Below are 20,195 nucleotides of genomic sequence, written 5' to 3' on the forward strand. Positions count from 1 at the left end.
GACGCGCATGGCGGAGCAGGAGTACGAGACCGTGCGGGCCGAGGTGGCGGACCGGATCCTCACCGTCACGCTCGACCGGCCCGAGAAACTCAACGCCTTCAACCCGCGGATGATGCAGGACCTGCTCGATGTCCTGGACGCGGCCGACGAGGACGACGAGATACGGGTGATCGTCGTGACGGGCGCAGGACGAGGCTTCTGCGCGGGCGCCGACGTCAGTTCCGGCGGCTCGTCCTTCGACCACCGCAAGGCGGGCGCCTGGCACCGGGACACCGGCGGCCGGGTCGCGCTGCGGATCTTCTCCAGCACCAAGCCGGTCATCGCGGCGATCAACGGCCCGGCGGCGGGCGTCGGGGCCAGTATGACCCTGCCCATGGACATCCGGCTGGCGTCGACCTCGGCGAAGTTCGGCTTCGTCTTCGCGCGCCGCGGCATCGTGCCGGAGTCGGCCGCGAGCTGGTTCCTGCCGCGGGCGGTCGGCATGCAGCGGGCCATGGAGTGGGTGGCGACCGGCCGCGTCTTCGGCCCGGACGAGGCACTGGCCGCCGGTCTTGTCCGCTCGGTTCACCCGCCGGAGGAGCTGCTGCCGGCGGCGTACGCACTCGCCCGGGAGATCGCCGAGAACACCTCGGCGATCTCGGTCGCCCTGTCGCGCCAGATGATGTGGCGGATGCTCGGCGAGCCCCACCCGATGGCCGCGCACCGGCTCGACTCGCGGATCATGAGCCAGATCGGCGGCGGCCCGGACCCCGTCGAGGGAGTCGAGTCGTTCCTCGCCAAGCGGCCACCCGAGTTCCCGGGGCGGGTCAGCAAGGACATGCCGCCCGTTTACCCCTGGTGGCAGGAGGAGGAGTTCCGTCCCCTCGGGGAGTAGCCACCTGAGCGTCAGGAGACGTGATGAGCACGTTCGACTACATCGTGGTTGGCGCCGGTTCGGCGGGGTGCGTGCCGGCCAACCGCCTCTCCGAAGACCCCGGGACCACCGTGTTGCTGCTGGAGGCGGGCGGCAGGGACAGCACGCCGCTGATCAGGATGCCCAAGGGGTTCGGCAAGCTGCTGGGCGATCCGCGGTTCGCCTGGCATCACCCGGTCGAGCCGGTGGGCCCGACCGGGCGGGTCGAGCACTGGGTGCGGGGCCGGACACTCGGTGGCTCGAGCTCGGTCAACGGCATGGTCTACAACCGCGGGGATCGCGCCGACTACGACGAGCTGGAGCGGCTCGGCAACCCCGGCTGGGGCTGGGACACGATGCTGCCGGTCTTCCGCCGGATCGAGGACAACGCGCTCGGCGCCTCCGAAGTCCGGGGCGCGGGCGGGCCGTTGCACGTGTCGACTGCGCCGATCCCCGAGCCGCTGTGCGAGGAGGCGATCGCCGCCGGCACCGGACTCGGCTGGCGCCGTACAGACGACCTCAACGCGGGCGACGACGAACGCATCGGCTACGCCATGGCCACCATCAAGAAGGGGCAGCGGTTCAGCGCCGCCCGCGCCTTCCTGCACCCGGTCGCGGACCGGCCGAACCTCACCGTGCGGGTGGACACCCTCGTGACGAGCGTCCTGACCGACAAGGGCAGGGCCGTGGGCGTACGCACCCGCAGCGCAGGTCGGGAAGCCGACGCGAGGGCCCGGCACGAGGTGATCCTCTGCGCCGGAAGCATCGCCACGCCCAAGATCCTCCAGCTGTCGGGCATCGGCCCGGCCGAGACGCTGAAGTCGGCGGGCGTCGACATTCTGGTCGACAGCCCCCACGTGGGCGGCAGGATGTGCGAACACCGCTGCTTCGTCGTCCAGTACCGGCTGAAGGACGACCTCGGCTACAACAAGGCGTTGAGTACTCCGCTCCGGCAGGCCATGACCGGGGCGAAGTACCTGGCGACCCGCCGCGGGCCGCTGGCCGCACCCGCCTTCGACGTCGTCGCCTTCTTCAAGACCTGTCCCGAACTCGCCCGCCCCGACGCACAGTTGCTCATCGCGCCGGTGTCCCTGCTGCCGGACGTCCCGGGCAAGGAGACCGGCGTGGAGCGCGAGCCCGGCGTGATGGGCCTCGGCTATGTCCTGCGCCCGACCGCCGAGGGAAGCCTGCACATCACGTCCGCCGATCCCGAAGCCGCCCTCACGATCACGCCGAACTACTACGGCTCCGCTCACGACCGCACCGTGGGAACCGCTCTCTTCCGTCGTATGCGGGAGCTCTTCGAGACCGCGCCGATCGCCGACCGGATCACCTCCGAGACGCTGCCGGGCCCGGCGGTCCAGGACGACCAGGAGATCATCGACGCGGGCCTCGATCACGGGCGCTGCGGCTACCACGCCGTCGGCACCTGCGCCATGGGCCCGACCGAGGACGACGTCGTCGACTCCCAGCTGCGCGTGCGCGGTGTCGAGGGCCTCAGGGTCGTCGACTGCTCGGTCATGCCGACCATGGTGTCCGGCAACCTGAACGCGCCGATCATGGCAATGGCCTGGCGGGCGGCCGACCTGGTCCTCGGCCGGGGCTGAGCGGCCTGCGCTTTACACGATGACGAGATCTGGCCGAAATATTGTCGTAGTTTGCTCGAAGTGTTAGCGTCCCGACGGCGGGCATTCAGTTGAATGCGCTGAACCATTGACCGCCTGGACGGTAACCATGAGCGATGGTTTCCTGCATGAATCCCTTCGTGGCGTCGACTGGGGGGTCGCCACCGCGGACACTCTCGCGGCCCCGCCGCCACCTCTGCCGGAGCGCGGTGGACACTTCCGGCAGTGGACCGACGACATCGGGCAGCTGCTCGGCGTCACCCCGGACACGCACCGCATGGTCGCCGGATGGCCGCAGCTCCAGCCCGACGGCCCCGGCAGCTGGGACCGGGCGGCACTGGACCGCTGCGAGCGCGCCCTCGACGCCCTGCTCGCACAGGGGACGCGGCCCGCGCTCACCCTGTTCGACCGCACGCTGCCGCCGTGGCTGGACGAGGCCGGCGGCTGGGTCGCCCGCGACACCGCCGAGCACTTCGCCATGTACGCCGCCGAGTTGGGCAGCCGTTTCGGCGACCGGGTGGAGCGCTGGATCACCTCCACCGACCTGGCAGGACCCACGCTCGCGGACCACGTGGCCGGAATGTACTCACCGGGCCGGGGCGCGGGCCGCGCCGGGCTGCCCGCCGTGCACCACATCCTGCTCGCCAACGGGCTCGCCACCCAGGCCCTCAGAGCCAGCGGCGTGAGCGGCCGCATCGGCACCACAGTCACCCTCGTCGGCGGCTACGCGGCCACCGACGACCCCTACGACCGCCTCGCCGTGGAGCGCCTGGAGAGCTGGACCAACCGGATCTTCCTCGACCCCCTGCTGCTCGGCGAGCACATGGTGACCGAGGACGACATCGCCCCCGTGGCGGCCACCGGCTGCGTACGCCCCGGCGACCTGGAGGTCATCGCCACCGCCCAGGACCTGCTGGGCCTGTCCTGGCACACCCCGTTCCGGGTCACCGCACCGGAGAACCTGCCCCGCGTGCTGCCGACCATGAAGTGCCGCAGCGCCCTCAACGAGGTCAACCGTCTGCTCGTGGGCCTCGGCTTCGCGATCGTCCCCTTCGACGACGTCGAGACGACCGCCTACGGCTGGCCCATCATCCCCGAAGGGCTCGCCGACGCCGTGGCCGGCCTGTGCGACCTGTACGGGGACCTGCTGCCCCCGCTGTCCGTGGTCGACAACGGCATGGGCGACCTGGACCTGGTCGACGACACGGGACACAGCGACGACACCCGGCGCTGCGCCCTGCTGCGCGCCCGGCTCTGCTGGCTGGCGGGGCTCGTCGCCGCCGGAGTGGAGGTGTGCGGCTACGAGTACTGGTCGGTCCTGGACAACCTGGAGGCCAAGTTCCGCTACACGCGCCTGTACGCGATGGCGGTCCCGGATCACGAGCTCGCGCCACGGCCCACCATGCCGTCCGACTGGCTGCACCTGGGAGCCTTCGCCGAGGAGCCCGCCGCCCGGCCGCAGAGCGGTCTGACGCTCGTGCCGCGGACTCCGGCTCAGGGCGTCGGCGCTTCGTAGTCCCGGCCGCGGATCAGTCGCACCGGGCAGTAGACCAGGACGTCCTCGTCCCGCTGGTTGCGTACGGTGATCCGGCTGGTGACCACGCCCCGGCCGGGCCTGCTGGAGGGGCGGCAGCCGGTCGTCTCCACGACGGCGTACAGCGTGTCCCCGACGTACACCGGCCCGTGCACGGTCAGTTCCATGTGCAGGAAGGCGAGGCCCGTGCCGTGCAGCACGTTCGTCTGGAGGACGAGTCCCTCGGCCAGGCAGTACGTCAGGCCGCCCGGGACCAGCCGACCGGTGTACCCGCCCTCCGCCGCGTGCGTGGCGTCCCAGAAGAGCGGTTCGGTGAAGCCGCCCCAGGTGACGAAGTTGACCAGGTCGGTCTCGGTGACGGTCCGGCGGGCGGTCCGGAAGACCTGCCCGACCGGCATCTCCTCGTAGGTCAACCCCTTGACCAGCGGCGGGACTTCGGTGGTGAGCTTCTCCGACGTCATGATCGGTTCCTCTCGTGCGGTGGTCAGAGATCGATCGGGTGCTTGTCGCCCACAGCCTCGAAGTCGGGGGCGCGCTTGTCGCGGTGGGCGGCCAGGCCCTCGACGACCTCGTGTCCCGCGAACCCGAAGAACTCCAGCCCGAGGGAGGCCTCGAAGATCGGCTGTGCGGTGCGGTACCAGTGGTTGAGGGACCGCTTGGTCCAGCTGATCGCGCTGGCAGGGCCGGCGGCCAGGACGGTCGTCACACGCAGCGCCTCCGCGTGCACCTCCTCGTCGTCCACGCACTTCGACACCAGCCCGATCCGCTCGGCCTCCTCGCCGGTGAGCGCCTCGCAGGTCAGCAGGTAGTACTTGGCCTTGGCCATACCGCACAGCAGCGGCCAGCAGATGGCCGCGTGGTCGCCGGCCGCGACCCCCAGCCGCGTGTGTCCGTCGACGATCTTCGCCGTGCGTGCGGCGACGGAGATGTCCGCGAGCATGCCGATGACCAGCCCCGCGCCGACCGCCGGGCCGTGGATCGCCGAGACCACCGGCTTGGAGCAGTTGATCACTCCGTAGACCATGTCCCGCGCCTCGCGCATCACCCGGGCCCGCACCGTGTGGTCCCCGGTCATGGCCTCGATGGAGTCGAAGGTCCCGCCCGCCGAGAACGCCCGGCCCGCCCCCTGGACCAGCACCGCCCGGGTCTGCTCGTCCCGGTCGATCACCGGCCAGATGTCGGCCAGCTCCCCGTGCATCCGCGGATCCACGGCGTTGAGGTTCGGGGCGTCGAGCACGACACGCAGCACGCCGGGCGCGGGCCGCTCGAAGGTCAGGCTCGTGAACGGGGCGTAGAGATCGGTCACGTCGCGCTCCTGGTGCAATCAGTGCGGATACTATAATTATCTAACTGTATCGAGCGGAGAGCGGCAAGCGATCGGCAGACGCGTCGCACCGAGGACGGGAAGCTCGGGATGGATCTCACCTTCAGCCAGGAACAGGACGAACTGCGCAAAGTCGTACGGTCGTTCCTGGCCAAGTACTCCGACGAGGCGGCCGTACGCCGCCTGGCCGCCGACCCGCAGGGCCACGACCGGCTCCTCTGGCGGCGAATGGCAGGCGAGCTCGGCCTGCAGGGGCTCGCCGTACCGGAGGAGTACGGCGGCTCCGGCTTCGGCTACGTCGACCTCGGCATCGTCTTCGAGGAGGCGGGCCGCGCGCTGCTGTGCGGGCCGTACTTCGCCACCGTCGCCCTGGCCGCCGAAGCCCTCGTGCGCTGCGCCGACGAGCAGGCCCGCCGCGACCTCCTGCCCGGCATCGCGTCCGGCGAGACGGTGGCCACACTGGCGCTCACCGAGGACAGCGGCCGCTGGGACGAGCCCGGCATCCGCCTCACCGCACAGGACACCGCCGAGGGGTGGCAGCTGACCGGCGCGAAGACCTACGTCCCCGACGGACACCTCGCCGACCTGATCCTCATCGCCGCCCGCACCGCGGGCGGCGTCAGCCTCTTCGCGGTCGACGCCCACGCACCGGGCCTCACCCGCACCCCCCTCCCCACCCTCGACCAGACCCGCAAACAGGCCCGGCTGGAGTTCACGGACACCCCCGCCCGTCTGCTCGGCACCGAGGGCACGGCGTGGCCCGCCCTGGAACGCACCCTCGCCACCGCCTCCGTCCTGCTCGCCGCCGAACAGGTCGGAGGAGCGGCCGCGGCCTTGGACGCCGCCGTGGACTACGCCAGGATCCGAGTGCAGTACGGGCGGCCCATCGGCTCGTTCCAGGGGATCAAGCACAAGTGCGCCGACATGCTGACGGACATCGAGTCGGCCCGCTCGGCCGCGTACGGCGGACTGTGGGCGCTGGACGCCGGGGACGACACGGAGATCGCCGTCGCGGCCGCCCTGGCGCAGGCCTACTGCTCGGAGGCCTTCACCCGGGTCGCCGGCGACAACATCCAGGTCCACGGCGGGATCGGCTTCACCTGGGAGCACCCCGCGCACCTGTACTTCAAGCGGGCCAAGAGCTCCGAGGTGCTGCTCGGCTCACCGTCGTACCACCGGGAGCTGCTGGCCGCCCGGCTCGGCATCTGAACCAGAGGGAAGGACGTTGGCATGGAGCTGGACTTCGGGCCCGCGGTACGCGACTTCCGCGACGAACTGCGGGACTGGCTCGCGGACCATCTCGTGGGCGAGTTCGCCGAGCACCGCGGGGTGGGCGGCCCCACCGACGGCGCCGCCTGGGGAGTCCGCCTCGCCTGGGACCGCGAGCTGTCCGCCGGTAACTGGCTGGGCGTCGGCTGGCCGCGGGAGTACGGCGGACGCGGGCTCGGGCTGCTGGAGGAGATCGTCTTCGAGTACGAGTACGCCCGCGTGAACGCCCCCTACCGGGCGACCGTCAACGCCCTCGACCTGCTCGGCCCGATGCTCCTCAAAGTGGGCAGCGAGGAGCAGAAGAAGCGCTTCCTGCCGCCGATTCTCACCGTCGGGGAACTGTGGGGCCAGGGCTTCAGCGAGCCCGGCGCCGGCTCCGACCTGGCATCGGTCCGCACCCGGGCCGAACGCGAGGGCGACCAGTGGGTGGTGAGCGGGCAGAAGGTGTGGACCTCCTTCGGCATCCACGCCGACTGGCTCTACGTCCTCATCCGCACCGACCCGGACTCCGTGCGGCACAAGGGCCTGACCATGCTGCTCCTGCCCACGGACCAGCCGGGCGTGGAGATCCGCCCCATCCGCAACCTCGCCGGCCAGGACGAGTTCGCCGAGGTGTTCCTCTCCGACGCACGGACCGGCGCGGACATGGTGGTCGGCGAGGTCGGCCAGGGCTGGCGCACCGCGATGGCCACGCTCGGCATCGAACGCGGCACCACGCTCTTGCCCCAGCAGCTCACCTTCGAGCGGGAGGTCGAGGCACTGATCGACCTGGGCCGGGAACGCGGCGCGCTCGACGATCCGATGCTGCGCCGCCGCATCGTCGACGCCTGGATCTCCGTACGCATCATGCGCACCACCAACCTGCGCACCATCGCCGAACTGACCGCGGGCCGCACCCCAGGCGCCCAGGCCACCACGGCCAAGCTGTACGCCTCGACGCGCCACCAGCAACTCGGCCACCTCGCCCAGGAGCTGGCCGGGGCCGCCGGGCAGATCGTCGGCGAGGACTACGGCCTGGACACGCGGCAGCGCTCCTTCCTGCTCTCCCTGGCGGAGACGATCTACGGCGGATCCAGCGAGATCCAGCGCAACATCATCGGCGAGCAGGTGCTCGATCTGCCGAAGGAGCCCCGGCCGTGACATCCGTGCCCGCACTGGAGGAACGTCTCGACCGCGTCGAGTCGCACCTGGCGATCCAGCAGCTGCCTGTCCGCTACGCGCTCGCCGTGGACGCCCGCGACCTCGACGCCTGGGTGGGCTGCTTCCGGCCGGACGTGGAAATGGGGCGCCACGGCCGGGGGCGGACGGCACTGCGGTCGCACATCGAACCCCTCGTGCGGGGCTTCCACCGCTCGATCCACCAGATCTGCGGCCACCGCATCGAGTTCACCGGCCGCGACACGGCCACCGGATCCGTCTACTGCCGTGCCGAGCACGAGGTGGGGGAGCGGTGGATCGTCATGGCCATCCGCTATCTCGACGACTACGCGCGCGTGGACGGCGTGTGGTACTTCTCGCGGCGCCGTGAGCAGCACTGGTACGCGTCGGATGTGACCGAGCGTCCCCAGGCGGTGGGCTTCGAGGGCTGGGAGGGTGCGGGCCGGCCGGCACTGCCCGACGCATTTCCCACCTGGACGGACTTCTGGAAGGAGACGTGATGGCACGGCTTGCGGGGAAGACGACGCTGGTCACCGGCGGCGGCCAGGGAGTCGGCCGGGGCATCGCGCTCGCGCTGGCGGCACAGGGCGCGGCGGTGGCGATCACCGGCCGCACCGAACGCACCCTGAAGGACACCGCCGCCGAGATCACGGGGCGCGGCGGCCGGGTGCTCACCGTGGTCGGGGACGTCGGTGAACGGGACGACGTCGACCGCATGGTGGCGGAGACGGTACGGGAGTTCGGCGGACTGGACGTCCTCGTCAACAACGCGCAGAGCTCGGTGCAGCGCCCGCTGGAGCAGACGTCGTACGCGGATGTCGAACTCACCTACCGCAGCGGCCCGTTGGCGGTCTTCCACGCCATGCAGGCCGCCCTGCCCCATCTCAAGGCGAGCCGTGGCAGTGTGGTCAACCTCGGCTCCTCCGCCGCGGTGCAGGGCGAGGCGACCTTCGCGGCGTACGCGATGGCCAAGGAGGCGATCCGGGGGCTGACGCGGGTGGCCGCGCGGGAGTGGGGCGGGTACGGGATTCGCGTGAACGTGGTCTGCCCCGCGGCGCTGAGCCCGGCGGCGGAGGAGTTCTTCTCCGCGCACCCGGACAAGGCCGAGCGCGTGCTGTCCGCCATTCCGCTCGGGCGGATGGGTGACCCGGAGGCGGACATCGGCCGCGCGGTGGCCGCGCTCGTCAGCGACGACATGGCCTATCTGACCGGCGCGACACTGATGCTGGAGGGCGGGCGGACACTGATCGGCTGAGGGCGCCGACATCAGACGACCCCCCGTGCCCGCAGTTCCGCCAGCCGACGCTCCGTCACCCCCACGAGCTCGCCCAGGACTTCGGCCGTGTGCTCGCCGAGTGCGGGTGGCGGGGTGTACCCCTCGACGGGGGTCGCCGAGAGCCGGACGGGGTTGGCGAGCAGGGGCAGTCCGCCGACCTCGACCAGCATCTCCCGGTGCTGGATCTGAGGGTCGGCGAAGACCTCGGGCATCTCGTTGAACGGGCCCGCGGGGACGTCGTGTCGGTCCAGCAGGGCCAGCCACTCGTCCCGGGTCCGGGTGCGCAGGATGTCCTGGAGCACAGGGAGGATCTCCGTGCGGTGGGTGATCCGGGCCGAGGTCGTGGCGAACCGGGGGTCCTGGAGCAGGTCGGTGCGGTCGGCTGCCGCGCAGAACGCGGCGAACTGCTTGTCGTTGCCGGCGACGAGGAACAGCGGTCTGTCGCTGCACATGAACGCCTGGGACGGGATTCCGCCGTACCCGCCGTTCCCGCGCCGCTCGGGCACCTCGCCGGAGACCAGGTAGTTCATCGCGAAGTGCGAGAGCGAGGCCAGCCCGCAGTCCAGCAGCGAGAGGTCGATGAGCTGCCCATCGCCGGTGGCGTCCCGGTGCCGCAGGGCCGCCAGCACCGCCGTCGAGGCGTAGAGCCCGGTGAGGATGTCGACCATGCTGATCCCGACCTTCATCGGCTCGGCGGGGTGACCGGAGACGCTCATCATCCCGGACATGGCCTGGAAGATCCCGTCGTAGCCGGGCCGCTGCGCGTAGGGGCCGGTCTGCCCGAAGCCGGTGACCGACAGATAGACCAGCCGGGGGTTGATCTCGCGCAGGCTCTCGTGGTCGAGGCCGTACTTCGCCAGCGTGCCCACGCGGAAGTTCTCGACCAGCACGTCGGAGCGGGCGGCGAGCGCGCGGATCAACTCCTGCCCCTCGGCCGTGGCATGGTTCACCGTGACCGACCGCTTGTTGCGGTTGCAGGAGAGGTAGAAGGCGGCGGTGTCCGTGCCGGCCGCGAACGGCGGCCCGTACGTCCGTGAGTCGTCGCCCGTCCCGGGCCGTTCCACCTTGATGACCTCGGCCCCCAGGTCGGCCAGCATCTGGGTGGCCAGGGGCGCCGCGAGGATGCGGGACAGATCGAGGACGCGGATCCCGGCCAGGGCGGTCGACGGCATCTGGGTCTCCCTCTGTTCACAGACAGCGAATGAGTTATATAAATAATACATCTGGCGCCAGGATCAAGACCCGCTTGATTGACCCAACTATTCAATTCATGTAACTATATCGATCGGTCGATAGACCGAGACCGGAGGGCGTGCTGATGACCGTCGCGGCGAGGACCCTCACCGAACAGGAGCAGCGCGAACGCCGGGCGTGGTTCCGGGCCCGCTGGGAGCGCGGGGTCGCCTTCAACCGCCACTGCCGAATCCGTGTGACCCGCTGGGACCCGGAAGCCGTGGAGATCGTGCTGCCCTACGCGGAGTCCCTCTCCGCGCACGAGGATGTCTTCCACGGCGGGGTGATCTCGGCGCTCATCGACACCGCCGGCGCCGGAGCCGTGATTGCAGGGCACGACTTCACCAAGGGGAGCCTGCTCAGCACCGTGTCGATGTCGGTGCAGTACCTCGCACCCGCCCGCGGGCAGGAGGCCGTCGCCTACGCGCGCTGTGTGCGGCGCGGCGGCAGGTTGCACTTCGCCGACGTCGACGTGATGACCGACGGACGCATCTGCGCCCGGGGGCAGGTGGTCGTGACCATCTCCGGGGAGCGGCCGGGCGTCGGCAGTCCGATAGCCCCGGCCGACTCCGTAGCCCCCGTCGAACCCATCGACTCTCTGACGGAGGAATGACCGTGATGACTGACGAGCCCGCCCAGGACGACGACCTGGTGCTGTACGAGGTCGACGAGGACGGCGTCGCCACCGTCACCCTCAACCGGCCCGAGCGCAAGAACGCCTGGAGCATCCCCATGGAGCGCCGCTTCTTCGCGCTCCTGGACGAGGCCGCGCAGGACCCGGCCGTCCGTGTCGTGATCATCACGGGCGCGGGCCGGGCCTTCTGCCCCGGCATGGACGTCCAGCGCCTGGAGCAGAACGCCCAGCCGGGCCAGTCCCTGAACCTCCGGGCCCGCGTCCCCATGTACAGCGCGCGGCCGCTGCCGAAGCCGATGATCGCCGCCATCAACGGCGCCTGCGCGGGCATCGGCCTGGTCCAGGCGCTGATCTGCGACATCCGCTTCGCCGCCCGCGGGGCCCGGCTCACCACCGCCTTCACCCGGCGCGGCTTGGCCGGCGAGTACAACCTGCCGTACGTGCTGCCGCGCGTGATCGGCCTGGAGAACGCGCTCGACCTGCTGCTGTCCGGCCGGGTCTTCGACGCCGACGAGGCGAAGGACCTCGGCCTCGTCAGCCGCGTCGTCGAACCCGAGGACCTGCTGGACGCCGCTCGCGCCTACGCCTGGGACATCGCCCGCAACTGTTCCCCGCGCGCCATGGCCGTCGTACGCCACCAGGTGTACGGCGACCTCGACCGCACCTTCACCGACTCGCTCGCCCGCTCCTACTCCGCCATGGAGTTCTTCGCCGGCTCGCCGGACTTCCGCGAGGGCGTGGCGAGCTTCATGGAGAAGCGGGAGCCGAAGTTCGAGGGCCTGCCGCCGGACTTCGACCCGGACGAGGCCACCCGCGACGCGTTCCTGCCGTACTGACCTGCTGTTTCGACCGAGGAGCACGACGATGACAGGGCAACCGTTCCCCGTCGAGGCCGGGCACATCATGATGTTCGCCCGCGCCATCGGCGACGAGAACCCGGCGTTCCAGGGCGCGAGCGCCCTCGCGCCTCCCACCTTCACCATGGCGAGTGCCCACTACGACCCCGACTACCACCTGCGGCCGGGGCCGGACGAGGAGTGGTTCGGGTCCGGCAGCGGCCCCGGCGTGATGGGCGAGGGCGGCGGCGGGCTGCACGCCGAGCAGCACTTCGAGTACCACCGCCCGGTACGCGCCGGCGAGACGCTCTACGCGCACAACGCCCTCGGCCGCAGCTGGGAGAAACAGGGCCGCAGCGGCCGTCTCCTCTTCAGTGAGCGCATCACCGAGTACCGGGACGCCGACGGCGAGCCGGTCGTCAGCGCCGTCACCGTGGCCGTCGTACCCGAGGGCCCCGCGACTCCGAAGGATGCCCGATGAGCCTGAGCGCGGACGAGATCAAAGTGGGCGAGACCCGCGAGGGTGTCCTCGTCGAGGACCTGAAGCGCACCCGGATCGTGCAGTACGCGGGTGCCTCCGGCGACTTCAACCCGCTGCACACCGACGAGCGCTTCGCCGTCGAGGCCGCGGACTACCCCGGGGTCTTCGCCCACGGGATGCTGACGATGGGCATGACCGGCCGCGTGCTCACCGACTGGGTCGGCACCGAGGCGCTGCTGCGCTACGGCGTCCGCTTCAAGGCACAGGTCTGGCCCGGCGACACCCTGACGGCCACGGCCACCGTCGAGTCGGTCGAGGACACCGGCGCCGGACCGGTCGCCCATTTCTCGCTGCGTACCGTCAACCAGGACGGTGTCGAGGTGGTCACCGGCACGGCGGCGGCCCGCCTGGAGCCCTGAGCCGGTGAACGGCACGCAGGGAACGCGGGACACGCGGGGCACGGCGGACACGTTCACCGGGCTGGTGAGCCGCGCCTACGACCACGCCCGGCCCGCCGTCCGGTTCGGTGAACTGACCTGGACCGGACGCGAACTCCTAGACCGCGCGGCCGGCGCGGCCGACTGGCTGGACACCCTCGGCCTCGAACCCGGCGTGCCGGTCCCCGCGTTGGTCGCCACCTCCGCCGACGCCCTCGCCCTGGTGATCGGCGGCGCCGGATCCGGCCACCCGCTCGCACCGCTCGGCGTCCGCATGACCGCGCACGAGATCGCCACGGTGGTGAAGGCGACGAGCTCGCACGTCCTGCTGGCACAGTCCGAATTCGCGGACCTCGGCAGTGAGGTGGCCGCGCTCTCGGGCCGGCGTCTCAGCGTTGTGCCCGAACTGCGCAGGGGAGCACGGGAGTTGACGGCCGGGCCGGACGGCCTCGCCGCCGTCCTCCACACCTCCGGCACGACAGGCCTGCCCAAACCCGTCCCCATGAGCCAGCGACGCCTGGCCGCCCGCGCCCGCGTCAACGGAAGCCTGTGCGCCCTCGACCCCGACAGCTTCTACGGCGGCAGCGCGCCCTTCCACCACATCGCGGGCCTCGGCAACATCGCCGTCGCCCTTGCCGCCGGTGCGCTGATCACCGGGCTGACCCGCTTCACCGTCGAAGGCTGGGCCCTGCTGCGGCACCTCGGCACCACACACACCAGCATGGTCCCGGCGATGCTGGAGACCCTGCTGGCGGCCGGCGAGGCCCGGCACGAGACGCTGCGGACCCTCCAGTACGGGGGAGCGCCCGTCCGCCCGGGCACCCTGCGCCGGACGTACGAGGCGATGCCCGGCGTCCGCATGCTCAACATGTTCGGCCAGACCGAGGGCTCACCGATCAGTGTGCTCACCCCCGAGGACCACCGGGATGCGGTCGCGGGGCGCGCCGAGCTGCTGCGCTCGGTGGGCCGGCCCGCCCCCGGGGTCGAGGTCAGGGTGGACGACGCCGGGCCCGACGGCGTCGGCGAGATCCACGCCCGCGCCGATCACCTCTTCCGGATCGACGGCGAGGGCTGGCTGCACAGCGGCGACCTGGGCCGGATCGCGGAGGACGGCTACCTCTACCTCCTCGGCCGACGCACCGACATGATCATCCGCGGCGGCGAGAACGTCCATCCGCTGGAGGTCGAGACGGTCCTGACCACGCATCCCGGCGTGGCGGACGTCGCGGTCACGGGCGTGCCCGACGAGCGGCTCGGGCAGACCGTCGTCGCCTTCGTCGTGCCCGCCGATCCCGGCGCCCCGCCGGACCCGGCGGCGCTCAGAAGCCATACCCGCGCCCGGCTGTCCGGGTTCAAGGTCCCCGTCCGCTGGTGGTTCGTGGACGACCTGCCGCGCAACGCCAACGGCAAGGTCGTCCGCCGCCGGCTGCGGGAGCCGCAGGAAGGAGGAACACGTGCCTGACCCCGTCGACCCGCTCCGCCTCGACACCCTGCTGGGCCGGATCCGTCGGGAGGTCGAGCATGGCCCGCTGCCGTCCGCGCAGGTCGCCGTCGCCCACGACGGGCGGCTGGTGGCCTTCGAGACCTACGGCGACGCCCACCCCGGTACCCGGTACGTCCTCCAGTCCGTCGGACGGTCGATCGTCGCGGGCGTGGTGTGGAAGCTGATCGGTGACGGGCTCCTGGACGTGGCCGAGCAAGTCGCCGCGATCATCCCGGAGTTCGCGCCCCTCGGAAAGGAGACGGTGACGGTCGAGCAGGTGCTCACGCACACCGCGGGCTTCCCCTTCGCGCCCCTCGGCTACCCGAAGATGCTCGACCGCGAGCAGCGGCTCGCCGCCTTCGGGCGTTGGCGGCTGGACTACCCGCCGGGCAGCCGCTTCCAGTTCCACCTCACCTCGGCGGCCTGGATCGTCGCCGAGATCGTCGAGCGCCGCACGAGCCTCGCCTTCGCCGACTACCTGCGCGAGCGGGTCGTGGCGCCGCTGGGGCTCGCGTCGATCGAGCTGGGGGTGCCGGTGGACCGGCAGCCGGGCAGCGTCGCCCCGATGCTCGCCACCGACCGCACCGACGACGACCAGGAACCCGACCCCTGGGGGCCGTGGTACCTGTCCGACCCGAAGGTCCTGGCGGCCGGAGAGCCCAGCCACGCCCTGGTCGCCACCGCCGCCGACGTCGCGCTCTACTTCCAGGCGCTGGTCCACTCCGGCCTGTGGAAGCCGGAGGCGGTGGCGGAGGGCACCCGGATCAGGCTGACCGCCCACCCGTACGGGGAGCGGATCTACGGGGGCGGCGGCAGTCGCCGTACCAGCATGGGGCTGTTCGTGACCGTGGCCGGCCCGGACGCGGGAAGCAACCTGCCCTCGACCGGCTCACCCGCGCTCTTCGGCAGCGCGGGAGCGGCGTACCAACTGGGCTTCATGGACCCGGAGTCCGGCCTGTCCTTCGCCTGCCTGAGCAACGGCTACCCGCTCGCAGGCTATGACCAGACCCCGCGCGGCACCGCCTTCCTCACCGACATCGCGAACCTGGCGGCGGGCCTGGTCGGTTAGTACCAGGCCCGCCGCCAGGCGGGGTCGCTCTACGCTCAGCGGCTGATCAGCTGCTGAGCATTGTTGTACATGATGTCGTCCTGCGCGGACTCGTCGAGCTCCGCGATGAGCTTGCGGAAGTCGGCCGGCTGCGCCAGTCCCTCTGCGTGCGGGAAGTCGGAGCCCATGACGATGGACTCGTGGTAGCCGAGGCGCTTGACCACACCCACGATGTCGTCCTCGGGATAGGGCACCACACGGACGTGCTTGCGGAAGACCTGGCTGGGACGCTCGTCCAACTGCCCGCCGATCCAGGGGCCGTTGCGGCCCATGCCCCGGCTTTTGTCCATGTGGCGCACGAAATGCGGCACCCACTCGGAGCCGAACTCGGAGACCAGGACGTTGATGTCGGGGAAGCGCCCGAAGAGGTTGTCGAAGATCAGCGCGGACAGCGTCTCCTCGACGGGGCGCTGGCCGTAGGTGTTCTGCCACTGCCAGGCCGACATCCGGAAGTGGATGGGGTGGGGGTCGAAGCCCCAGGAGGGCGCCACCTGCGAGTTGTAGTAGAACTCGCTGATGTGGTAGCAGACGCTGGCCTTGGCCTCGTTGACCAGCTTCCAGAACGGGTCGAAGTACGGGTCGCCCGGCGAGCGGCCGTACACCGGTCCCGTGGGCAGCAGGATGAAGCGGGCGCCCTCGTTCAGGACGTACTCCAACTCCTTGACCGCGCTGGGCAGATCGCGCAGGGACAGCAGGGCGGGGGCGTAGATGCGGCCCTGGTGGTTGAACCCCCACACCTCGTTCATGTACCGGTTGAACGAGTGGTAGTTGGCGTAGAGCGGCTCCACGCCCTTCACGTACTCCTCCGCGACCAGGGCCCAGCCGCCCGGGTACATGATCGACTGGTCGAGGCCCTGCTCGTCCATGACCCGCAGGCGGGCGTCGCGGTTCTGGTACGACTCGTGCATCGGCTCGAACTGGTAGGTCTCCTCCGGATTGCCCGAGGCCATCGCCTTGAGCATCTCCTTCAGTGAACCGGGACGGTAGACCTGCCCGAACTCCGGCTCCAGACATACGACGATCCGGTCCCCGGCGAGAATCACCTCCCGCCCGTCCGGCAGTGTCACAGGTGCGACCGCCGCGCCGAGGAACTCCTTCGGGAGATAGCGGGTGAATGAGTCCCGCTCCTCGTACATGTGCTGGTCGCAGTCGAAGATGGGCTTGCGCTGTTCGGCCATGGCCGTCGCCTCCGGACCCCGTAGCTAATCGGTACGCCTCCTATAATTATCTAACTGTTTTGCTGGGGCAAGGGGGTGGCGGAAAGCGGGGTCGGGGCGGGGTCAGCCGAGGAGTTCGAGCACCGTCTTGGGGGCGACGGAGTTCACGACGTCGTCGGCGCTGGAGATGTGCCGCTGCCAGAGCTTCTCGGCCTCGTCCGCCTTGCCGGACTCGATCAGGCCGACCATCCGTACGTGCGCCCGGTGCCCCTTGAGGGCCTGTGCCTTCTGGGCCTCGGCGTCGACGGCGGCCGCGGTGTACGAGGCGTTGGCCCGGTCGATGATGTTGCGCACCATGCCGCACAGCAGGATCAGGGTCTGGTTGCCGGTGAGCTCGACCAGCAGGGCGTGGAATGCGTCCTGCGCCTCGACCAGGGCCAGCGGGTCGTCCAGGACGGCCTTCTCGGCCGCCACCGCGTCGCGCAGCTGCTTGATGTCGCTCGCGGTGTGCTTGGTGGCGAGCTGGCGGGCGCAGGGCGGCTCGATGAGGGCCGCCGCGCGGTAGAGGTCGCCCACGGTGGCCCCGCGGTACTCGAGGATCAGGCCGGCGAAGCGGGCGGCGACGTCAGAGTCCGGCGCGCTCACCCGGGCGCCGCCGTGGGCGCCGCGGCGCACCGTGATCAGCGACTCCGACTCCAGTACGCGAAACGCCTCGCGCAGCGTCGGCCGCGAGATGCCGAACTGCTCCATCAGGCCCGACTCCGGCGGCAGCGCGTCGTCCGGCTTCAGCTCGCCCCGCACGATCTGGCGGCGCAGGTGCGCGGCGACCAGCTCGGCGGTCTTCGGGACCCGCACCTGGCGTCCGACGCGGTTGCGGAAGGGGGCGGGCACGGTCGCCGTTTCGCTTGCGCGGGCTGCCTCGGCCACGGTGGGCACTCCTTATTCGGGATATAGCAAAATGAATCGTCTTAGTGCATCGAGGGTACCAGGTCAAGGGTTGGTTGATCTTCTCTCGGCGGCGCCGGATCTGGTGCCCCGACCGGTCTTTGGTATATAGATGATTCATCTAGCTATAAAACCGACGGGCCCGTGGGAGTGACCTGGATGACCGAGAATCCGACCCCGGTGATCCTCACCGAACTCACCGACGACGGGGTCATGCTCCTCACCCTGAACCGGCCGGAGCGCCACAACGCCTGGACGCTGGAGATGGAGCTGCTCTACAACGAGCTGTTCGACCGGGCGGAGGCGGACCCACGGGTCCGGGCCATGGTGCTCACCGGCGCCGGGCGCAGTTTCTGCCCCGGCATGGACATGAGCGTGCTGGACGGGGCGTCGTCCGGCGCCCGCCCGTGGCCCACCGACCGGCTGCCCCCGCGCACCCGCCCCATGATCTCCGCCAAGCCCGTCGTGGCGGCCGTCAACGGCGCCTGTGCGGGCATCGGCTTCAACCAGGCCCTGATGTGCGACGTCCGGTTCGCCGTGCCGCACGCCAAGTTCGCCGCGGCCTTCAGCGCACGCGGACTGGTGGCCGAGGACGGCGTGTCCTGGATCCTGCCCCGGCTGGTCGGCCACGGCAACGCCGCCGACCTGCTGCTGTCCTCACGCCGGCTCACCGGGACGGAGGCCCACGCGATGGGGCTGGTCAACCGCCTTGTCGAGCCGGACGAACTCCTCCCGGCGGCCCTCGCCTACGCGACCGAACTGGCCCGCTCGGCCAGCCCGTACGCGATGTCCCTCATCAAACGGCAGCTCGCCGACGACCAGGCGAGGTCCTTCACGGAGAGCCGCGACAGCGCGGCCGCGCTCTTGGCCGTGGCCAAACGCGCCCCGGACTACCGCGAGGGCGTGCTCAGCTTCATCGAGCGCCGGGAGCCGGAGTTCGCGGGGCTGGGCGAGACGGTGTCGGGGGCGGCGTCATGACGCGCTCACCGCTTGCGCTGCACCGCCGTGCGATCACCGTCACCGCCTACGAGGAGGACGGCGCCGAGATCCACGTCGAGGCGGAGCTGTGCGACGAGCGTCCGTGGGAGGAGCCGCCGGGCGGGGTCGTCCACCGGATGGTGCTGGCGGTGCGGGTGCGCCTCGCCGACATGGTCGTCGTGGCCGCCGACGCGGAGATGCGCGGCTTCCCGCACGCCGAGTGCCCGTTGATCGCACCGGCTTTCGGGGATCTGGTCGGACTGAGCGTCGCCGCCGGGTACAACCGGGCGATCCAGGAGCGGTTCCGGGGTGTCTCGGGCTGCTCCCATCTGTACGAGCTGACCCGTGCGCTCGGCCCGGCGGTGGTGCAGGCGGCCATGTCCGTCAACGCGCGCCAGCGGGCGGCGGGCGATCTGGGCGACGACCCGCGCACCTCCGCCGCGGTGCTGAACAGCTGCCACATCTGGGCGCCGGACGGTGCGGGCCTGCGCAAACTCGACGCGGGCTGGCGCCCGGGTACCGGTCCGCGGCCGGTCCCGGAGCTCAGCACCTTCGAGCGGCCTACGGGGCCGTGATCCTCGGTTCGCGCGGCAGCCCCAGCACCTTCTCCGCGAGGATGTTCCGCTGCACCTGCGAGGTGCCCGCGTAGATCGTGCCCGAGCGGGCGATCAGATACGTCGTCGACCAGGACGCCGAGGAGTTCGCGGCGCCGGGGTCGTCGGTGCGATAGGTGCGCAAGGGGGGCCGGCCGACCGGCACCTGGCCGTGCAGGCCCATGATGTCCATCGCCAGATCGGTGACCTGGGTGTGGTACTCGCTCCAGTACAGCTTGGCGATCGACGACTCGGGACCGGGCTCGGCGCCCTTGAGCCACCCGGTGAGAATCCGGTAGCCGAGACAGCGCATGATCTCGACCTTGGACCAGCACCAGGCGATCCGCTGCCGGACGGCCGGGTCCTGGTCCTTGCCGTACAGCCGGGCCAGTTCCACGAGTCGTTCCACCTCGGCCCGGAACAGGATCGGGTTGGTCGCCGCCTCTTCCCCGCGCTCGACGCCCAGCAGGCTCTGCGCGACCGTCCAGCCCTTGTCGACGCCGCCGACGACGAGATCGGCGCGGGTGCGGGCGCCGCTGAAGAACACCTCGTTGAAGTGCAGCTGTCCGCTCATCATGCGGAACGGGCGTACCTCGACGCCGGGTTGGTCGAGGGGGACCAGGAGGAAGGAGATGCCGCGGTGCTTGGACGCGTCCCGGTTCGTGCGGGCCAGGACGAAGATCCAGTCGCTGTGATGGGCGCCGGAGGTCCACACCTTCTGGCCGTCGATCACCCACTCCTCACCCTCCGGCACCGCGCGGGTCTTCAGGGAGGCCAGGTCGGAACCGGCGTCCGGCTCCGAGTACCCCTGGCACCAGGTGTCCTCGCCGCTGAGGATGCGGGGAAGGAAGCGCCTCTTCTGCTCCTCCGTGCCCCAGCGCAGCAGCGTGTTCGCCAGCATCTTCACGCCGAAGGTGTCCTGCGGCAGCCCGAACGGCACTCCGGCCAGGGCGAGTTCCTCCATCAGGACCACCTGGTGGAGCTTGGACAGGCCGCGGCCGCCGTACTGCTCGGGCCAGGTGAGGGAGAGGTATCCGCGCTCGACGAGCCGGCCGCGCCAGTCGCGGGCGAAGGCCCAGGCCGCGTCCTCGTCCAGGGCCCCGATGCCCTTCCAGCCCGGTGGCAGAGCCTCGGCGAGGAACGCCCTGACCTCGCCGCGGAACGCCTCGGTCTGTGGGGGATAGCTGATGTCCACCTGTGTTCGCTCCTCGTCCGGCGCCTGCCCGCACAGC

Annotated in this window: 21 protein-coding genes; 15 read left to right on the forward strand and 6 right to left on the reverse strand. The window is 70.9% G+C overall.

The features are described 5' to 3' along the window. Nucleotides 1–7 precede the first annotated feature (7 nt). The 3 genes from ACIRA5_RS16420 (at nt 8) to ACIRA5_RS16430 (ending at nt 4,033) form a co-directional block, all read left to right on the forward strand. Entirely contained in the window at nt 8–874 is an 867-nt protein-coding gene (locus ACIRA5_RS16420) for a crotonase/enoyl-CoA hydratase family protein (protein ID WP_403691266.1), read from the forward strand. 23 nt (nt 875–897) lie between these two features. Continuing rightward, nucleotides 898–2,499 (forward strand): GMC family oxidoreductase, encoded by a 1,602-nt coding sequence (locus ACIRA5_RS16425; protein WP_403691268.1) that lies wholly within the window; start codon nt 898–900, stop codon nt 2,497–2,499. 127 nt (nt 2,500–2,626) lie between these two features. Continuing rightward, the gene (locus tag ACIRA5_RS16430) at nt 2,627–4,033 is read left to right on the forward strand and encodes a glycoside hydrolase family 1 protein (protein ID WP_403691270.1); all 1,407 of its coding nucleotides are present in this window, start codon (nt 2,627–2,629) and stop codon (nt 4,031–4,033) included. Here ACIRA5_RS16430 and ACIRA5_RS16435 read toward each other — a convergent pair. Both ACIRA5_RS16435 and ACIRA5_RS16440 read right to left on the reverse strand, forming a co-directional pair. After that, entirely contained in the window at nt 4,012–4,512 is a 501-nt protein-coding gene (locus ACIRA5_RS16435) for a MaoC family dehydratase (protein WP_403691271.1), read from the reverse strand. The genes ACIRA5_RS16430 and ACIRA5_RS16435 overlap by 22 nt on opposite strands. Nucleotides 4,513–4,535: 23 nt before the next feature. Further along, nucleotides 4,536–5,357 (reverse strand): enoyl-CoA hydratase/isomerase family protein, encoded by an 822-nt coding sequence (locus ACIRA5_RS16440; protein WP_403691273.1) that lies wholly within the window; start codon nt 5,355–5,357, stop codon nt 4,536–4,538. Nucleotides 5,358–5,465: 108 nt separating this feature from the next. Between ACIRA5_RS16440 and ACIRA5_RS16445 the strand changes: the two genes are divergently transcribed. The 4 genes from ACIRA5_RS16445 to ACIRA5_RS16460 are packed head-to-tail and all read left to right on the forward strand — an operon-like array spanning nt 5,466 to nt 9,057. After that, nucleotides 5,466–6,584: an acyl-CoA dehydrogenase family protein gene (locus ACIRA5_RS16445; protein ID WP_403691275.1), complete on the forward strand. Its 1,119-nt coding sequence runs from the start codon at nt 5,466–5,468 to the stop codon at nt 6,582–6,584. Nucleotides 6,585–6,605: 21 nt separating this feature from the next. Then, nucleotides 6,606–7,784: an acyl-CoA dehydrogenase family protein gene (locus tag ACIRA5_RS16450; protein ID WP_403691276.1), complete on the forward strand. Its 1,179-nt coding sequence runs from the start codon at nt 6,606–6,608 to the stop codon at nt 7,782–7,784. Beyond that, nucleotides 7,781–8,302: a nuclear transport factor 2 family protein gene (locus ACIRA5_RS16455; protein ID WP_403691278.1), complete on the forward strand. Its 522-nt coding sequence runs from the start codon at nt 7,781–7,783 to the stop codon at nt 8,300–8,302. Before ACIRA5_RS16450 ends, ACIRA5_RS16455 begins: the two co-directional genes overlap by 4 nt. Next, on the forward strand, nt 8,302–9,057 hold the full coding sequence (locus ACIRA5_RS16460; protein ID WP_403691280.1) for an SDR family NAD(P)-dependent oxidoreductase: 756 nt from the start codon (nt 8,302–8,304) through the stop codon (nt 9,055–9,057). Before ACIRA5_RS16455 ends, ACIRA5_RS16460 begins: the two co-directional genes overlap by 1 nt. An 11-nt stretch (nt 9,058–9,068) precedes the next feature. On the opposite strand, the gene ACIRA5_RS16465 is transcribed toward ACIRA5_RS16460, so the two are convergent. After that, nucleotides 9,069–10,250 (reverse strand): CaiB/BaiF CoA transferase family protein, encoded by a 1,182-nt coding sequence (locus tag ACIRA5_RS16465; RefSeq protein WP_403691282.1) that lies wholly within the window; start codon nt 10,248–10,250, stop codon nt 9,069–9,071. Nucleotides 10,251–10,396: 146 nt separating this feature from the next. Here ACIRA5_RS16465 and ACIRA5_RS16470 point away from each other — a divergent pair, with 146 nt between their 5' ends. The 6 genes from ACIRA5_RS16470 to ACIRA5_RS16495 are packed head-to-tail and all read left to right on the forward strand — an operon-like array spanning nt 10,397 to nt 15,251. After that, the gene (locus ACIRA5_RS16470) at nt 10,397–10,924 is read left to right on the forward strand and encodes a PaaI family thioesterase (RefSeq protein WP_403691284.1); all 528 of its coding nucleotides are present in this window, start codon (nt 10,397–10,399) and stop codon (nt 10,922–10,924) included. Nucleotides 10,925–10,929: 5 nt separating this feature from the next. Beyond that, nucleotides 10,930–11,781: an enoyl-CoA hydratase-related protein gene (locus ACIRA5_RS16475; protein WP_403691286.1), complete on the forward strand. Its 852-nt coding sequence runs from the start codon at nt 10,930–10,932 to the stop codon at nt 11,779–11,781. A 28-nt stretch (nt 11,782–11,809) separates the two neighbouring features. Then, on the forward strand, nt 11,810–12,262 hold the full coding sequence (locus ACIRA5_RS16480; protein WP_403691287.1) for a MaoC family dehydratase N-terminal domain-containing protein: 453 nt from the start codon (nt 11,810–11,812) through the stop codon (nt 12,260–12,262). Continuing rightward, nucleotides 12,259–12,681 (forward strand): MaoC family dehydratase, encoded by a 423-nt coding sequence (locus ACIRA5_RS16485; RefSeq protein WP_403691288.1) that lies wholly within the window; start codon nt 12,259–12,261, stop codon nt 12,679–12,681. Before ACIRA5_RS16480 ends, ACIRA5_RS16485 begins: the two co-directional genes overlap by 4 nt. A 4-nt stretch (nt 12,682–12,685) precedes the next feature. Continuing rightward, nucleotides 12,686–14,161 carry a class I adenylate-forming enzyme family protein gene (locus tag ACIRA5_RS16490; RefSeq protein ID WP_403691290.1) on the forward strand — a complete coding sequence of 492 codons (1,476 nt, stop codon included), beginning with the start codon at nt 12,686–12,688 and terminating at the stop codon, nt 14,159–14,161. Further along, on the forward strand, nt 14,154–15,251 hold the full coding sequence (locus ACIRA5_RS16495; protein WP_403691291.1) for a serine hydrolase domain-containing protein: 1,098 nt from the start codon (nt 14,154–14,156) through the stop codon (nt 15,249–15,251). Before ACIRA5_RS16490 ends, ACIRA5_RS16495 begins: the two co-directional genes overlap by 8 nt. 35 nt (nt 15,252–15,286) lie before the next feature. On the opposite strand, the gene ACIRA5_RS16500 is transcribed toward ACIRA5_RS16495, so the two are convergent. Together ACIRA5_RS16500 and ACIRA5_RS16505 are read right to left on the reverse strand one after the other, a co-directional pair. Beyond that, the gene (locus ACIRA5_RS16500) at nt 15,287–16,468 is read right to left on the reverse strand and encodes an amidohydrolase family protein (RefSeq protein ID WP_403691293.1); all 1,182 of its coding nucleotides are present in this window, start codon (nt 16,466–16,468) and stop codon (nt 15,287–15,289) included. 102 nt (nt 16,469–16,570) lie between these two features. Beyond that, the gene (locus tag ACIRA5_RS16505; protein WP_403691294.1) at nt 16,571–17,374 is read right to left on the reverse strand and encodes a FadR/GntR family transcriptional regulator; all 804 of its coding nucleotides are present in this window, start codon (nt 17,372–17,374) and stop codon (nt 16,571–16,573) included. Between the two features lie 177 nt (nt 17,375–17,551). Between ACIRA5_RS16505 and ACIRA5_RS16510 the strand changes: the two genes are divergently transcribed. Together ACIRA5_RS16510 and ACIRA5_RS16515 are read left to right on the forward strand one after the other, a co-directional pair. Further along, the gene (locus ACIRA5_RS16510; protein ID WP_403691296.1) at nt 17,552–18,370 is read left to right on the forward strand and encodes an enoyl-CoA hydratase-related protein; all 819 of its coding nucleotides are present in this window, start codon (nt 17,552–17,554) and stop codon (nt 18,368–18,370) included. After that, entirely contained in the window at nt 18,367–18,945 is a 579-nt protein-coding gene (locus ACIRA5_RS16515) for a DUF2889 domain-containing protein (RefSeq protein ID WP_403691298.1), read from the forward strand. Before ACIRA5_RS16510 ends, ACIRA5_RS16515 begins: the two co-directional genes overlap by 4 nt. On the opposite strand, the gene ACIRA5_RS16520 is transcribed toward ACIRA5_RS16515, so the two are convergent. Beyond that, nucleotides 18,932–20,158 (reverse strand): acyl-CoA dehydrogenase family protein, encoded by a 1,227-nt coding sequence (locus ACIRA5_RS16520; RefSeq protein WP_403691299.1) that lies wholly within the window; start codon nt 20,156–20,158, stop codon nt 18,932–18,934. The genes ACIRA5_RS16515 and ACIRA5_RS16520 overlap by 14 nt on opposite strands. Nucleotides 20,159–20,195 lie beyond the last annotated feature (37 nt).

The sequence above is a fragment of the Streptomyces sp. NPDC096311 genome (genome assembly GCF_044763085.1).
GTDB lineage: Bacteria > Actinomycetota > Actinomycetes > Streptomycetales > Streptomycetaceae > Streptomyces.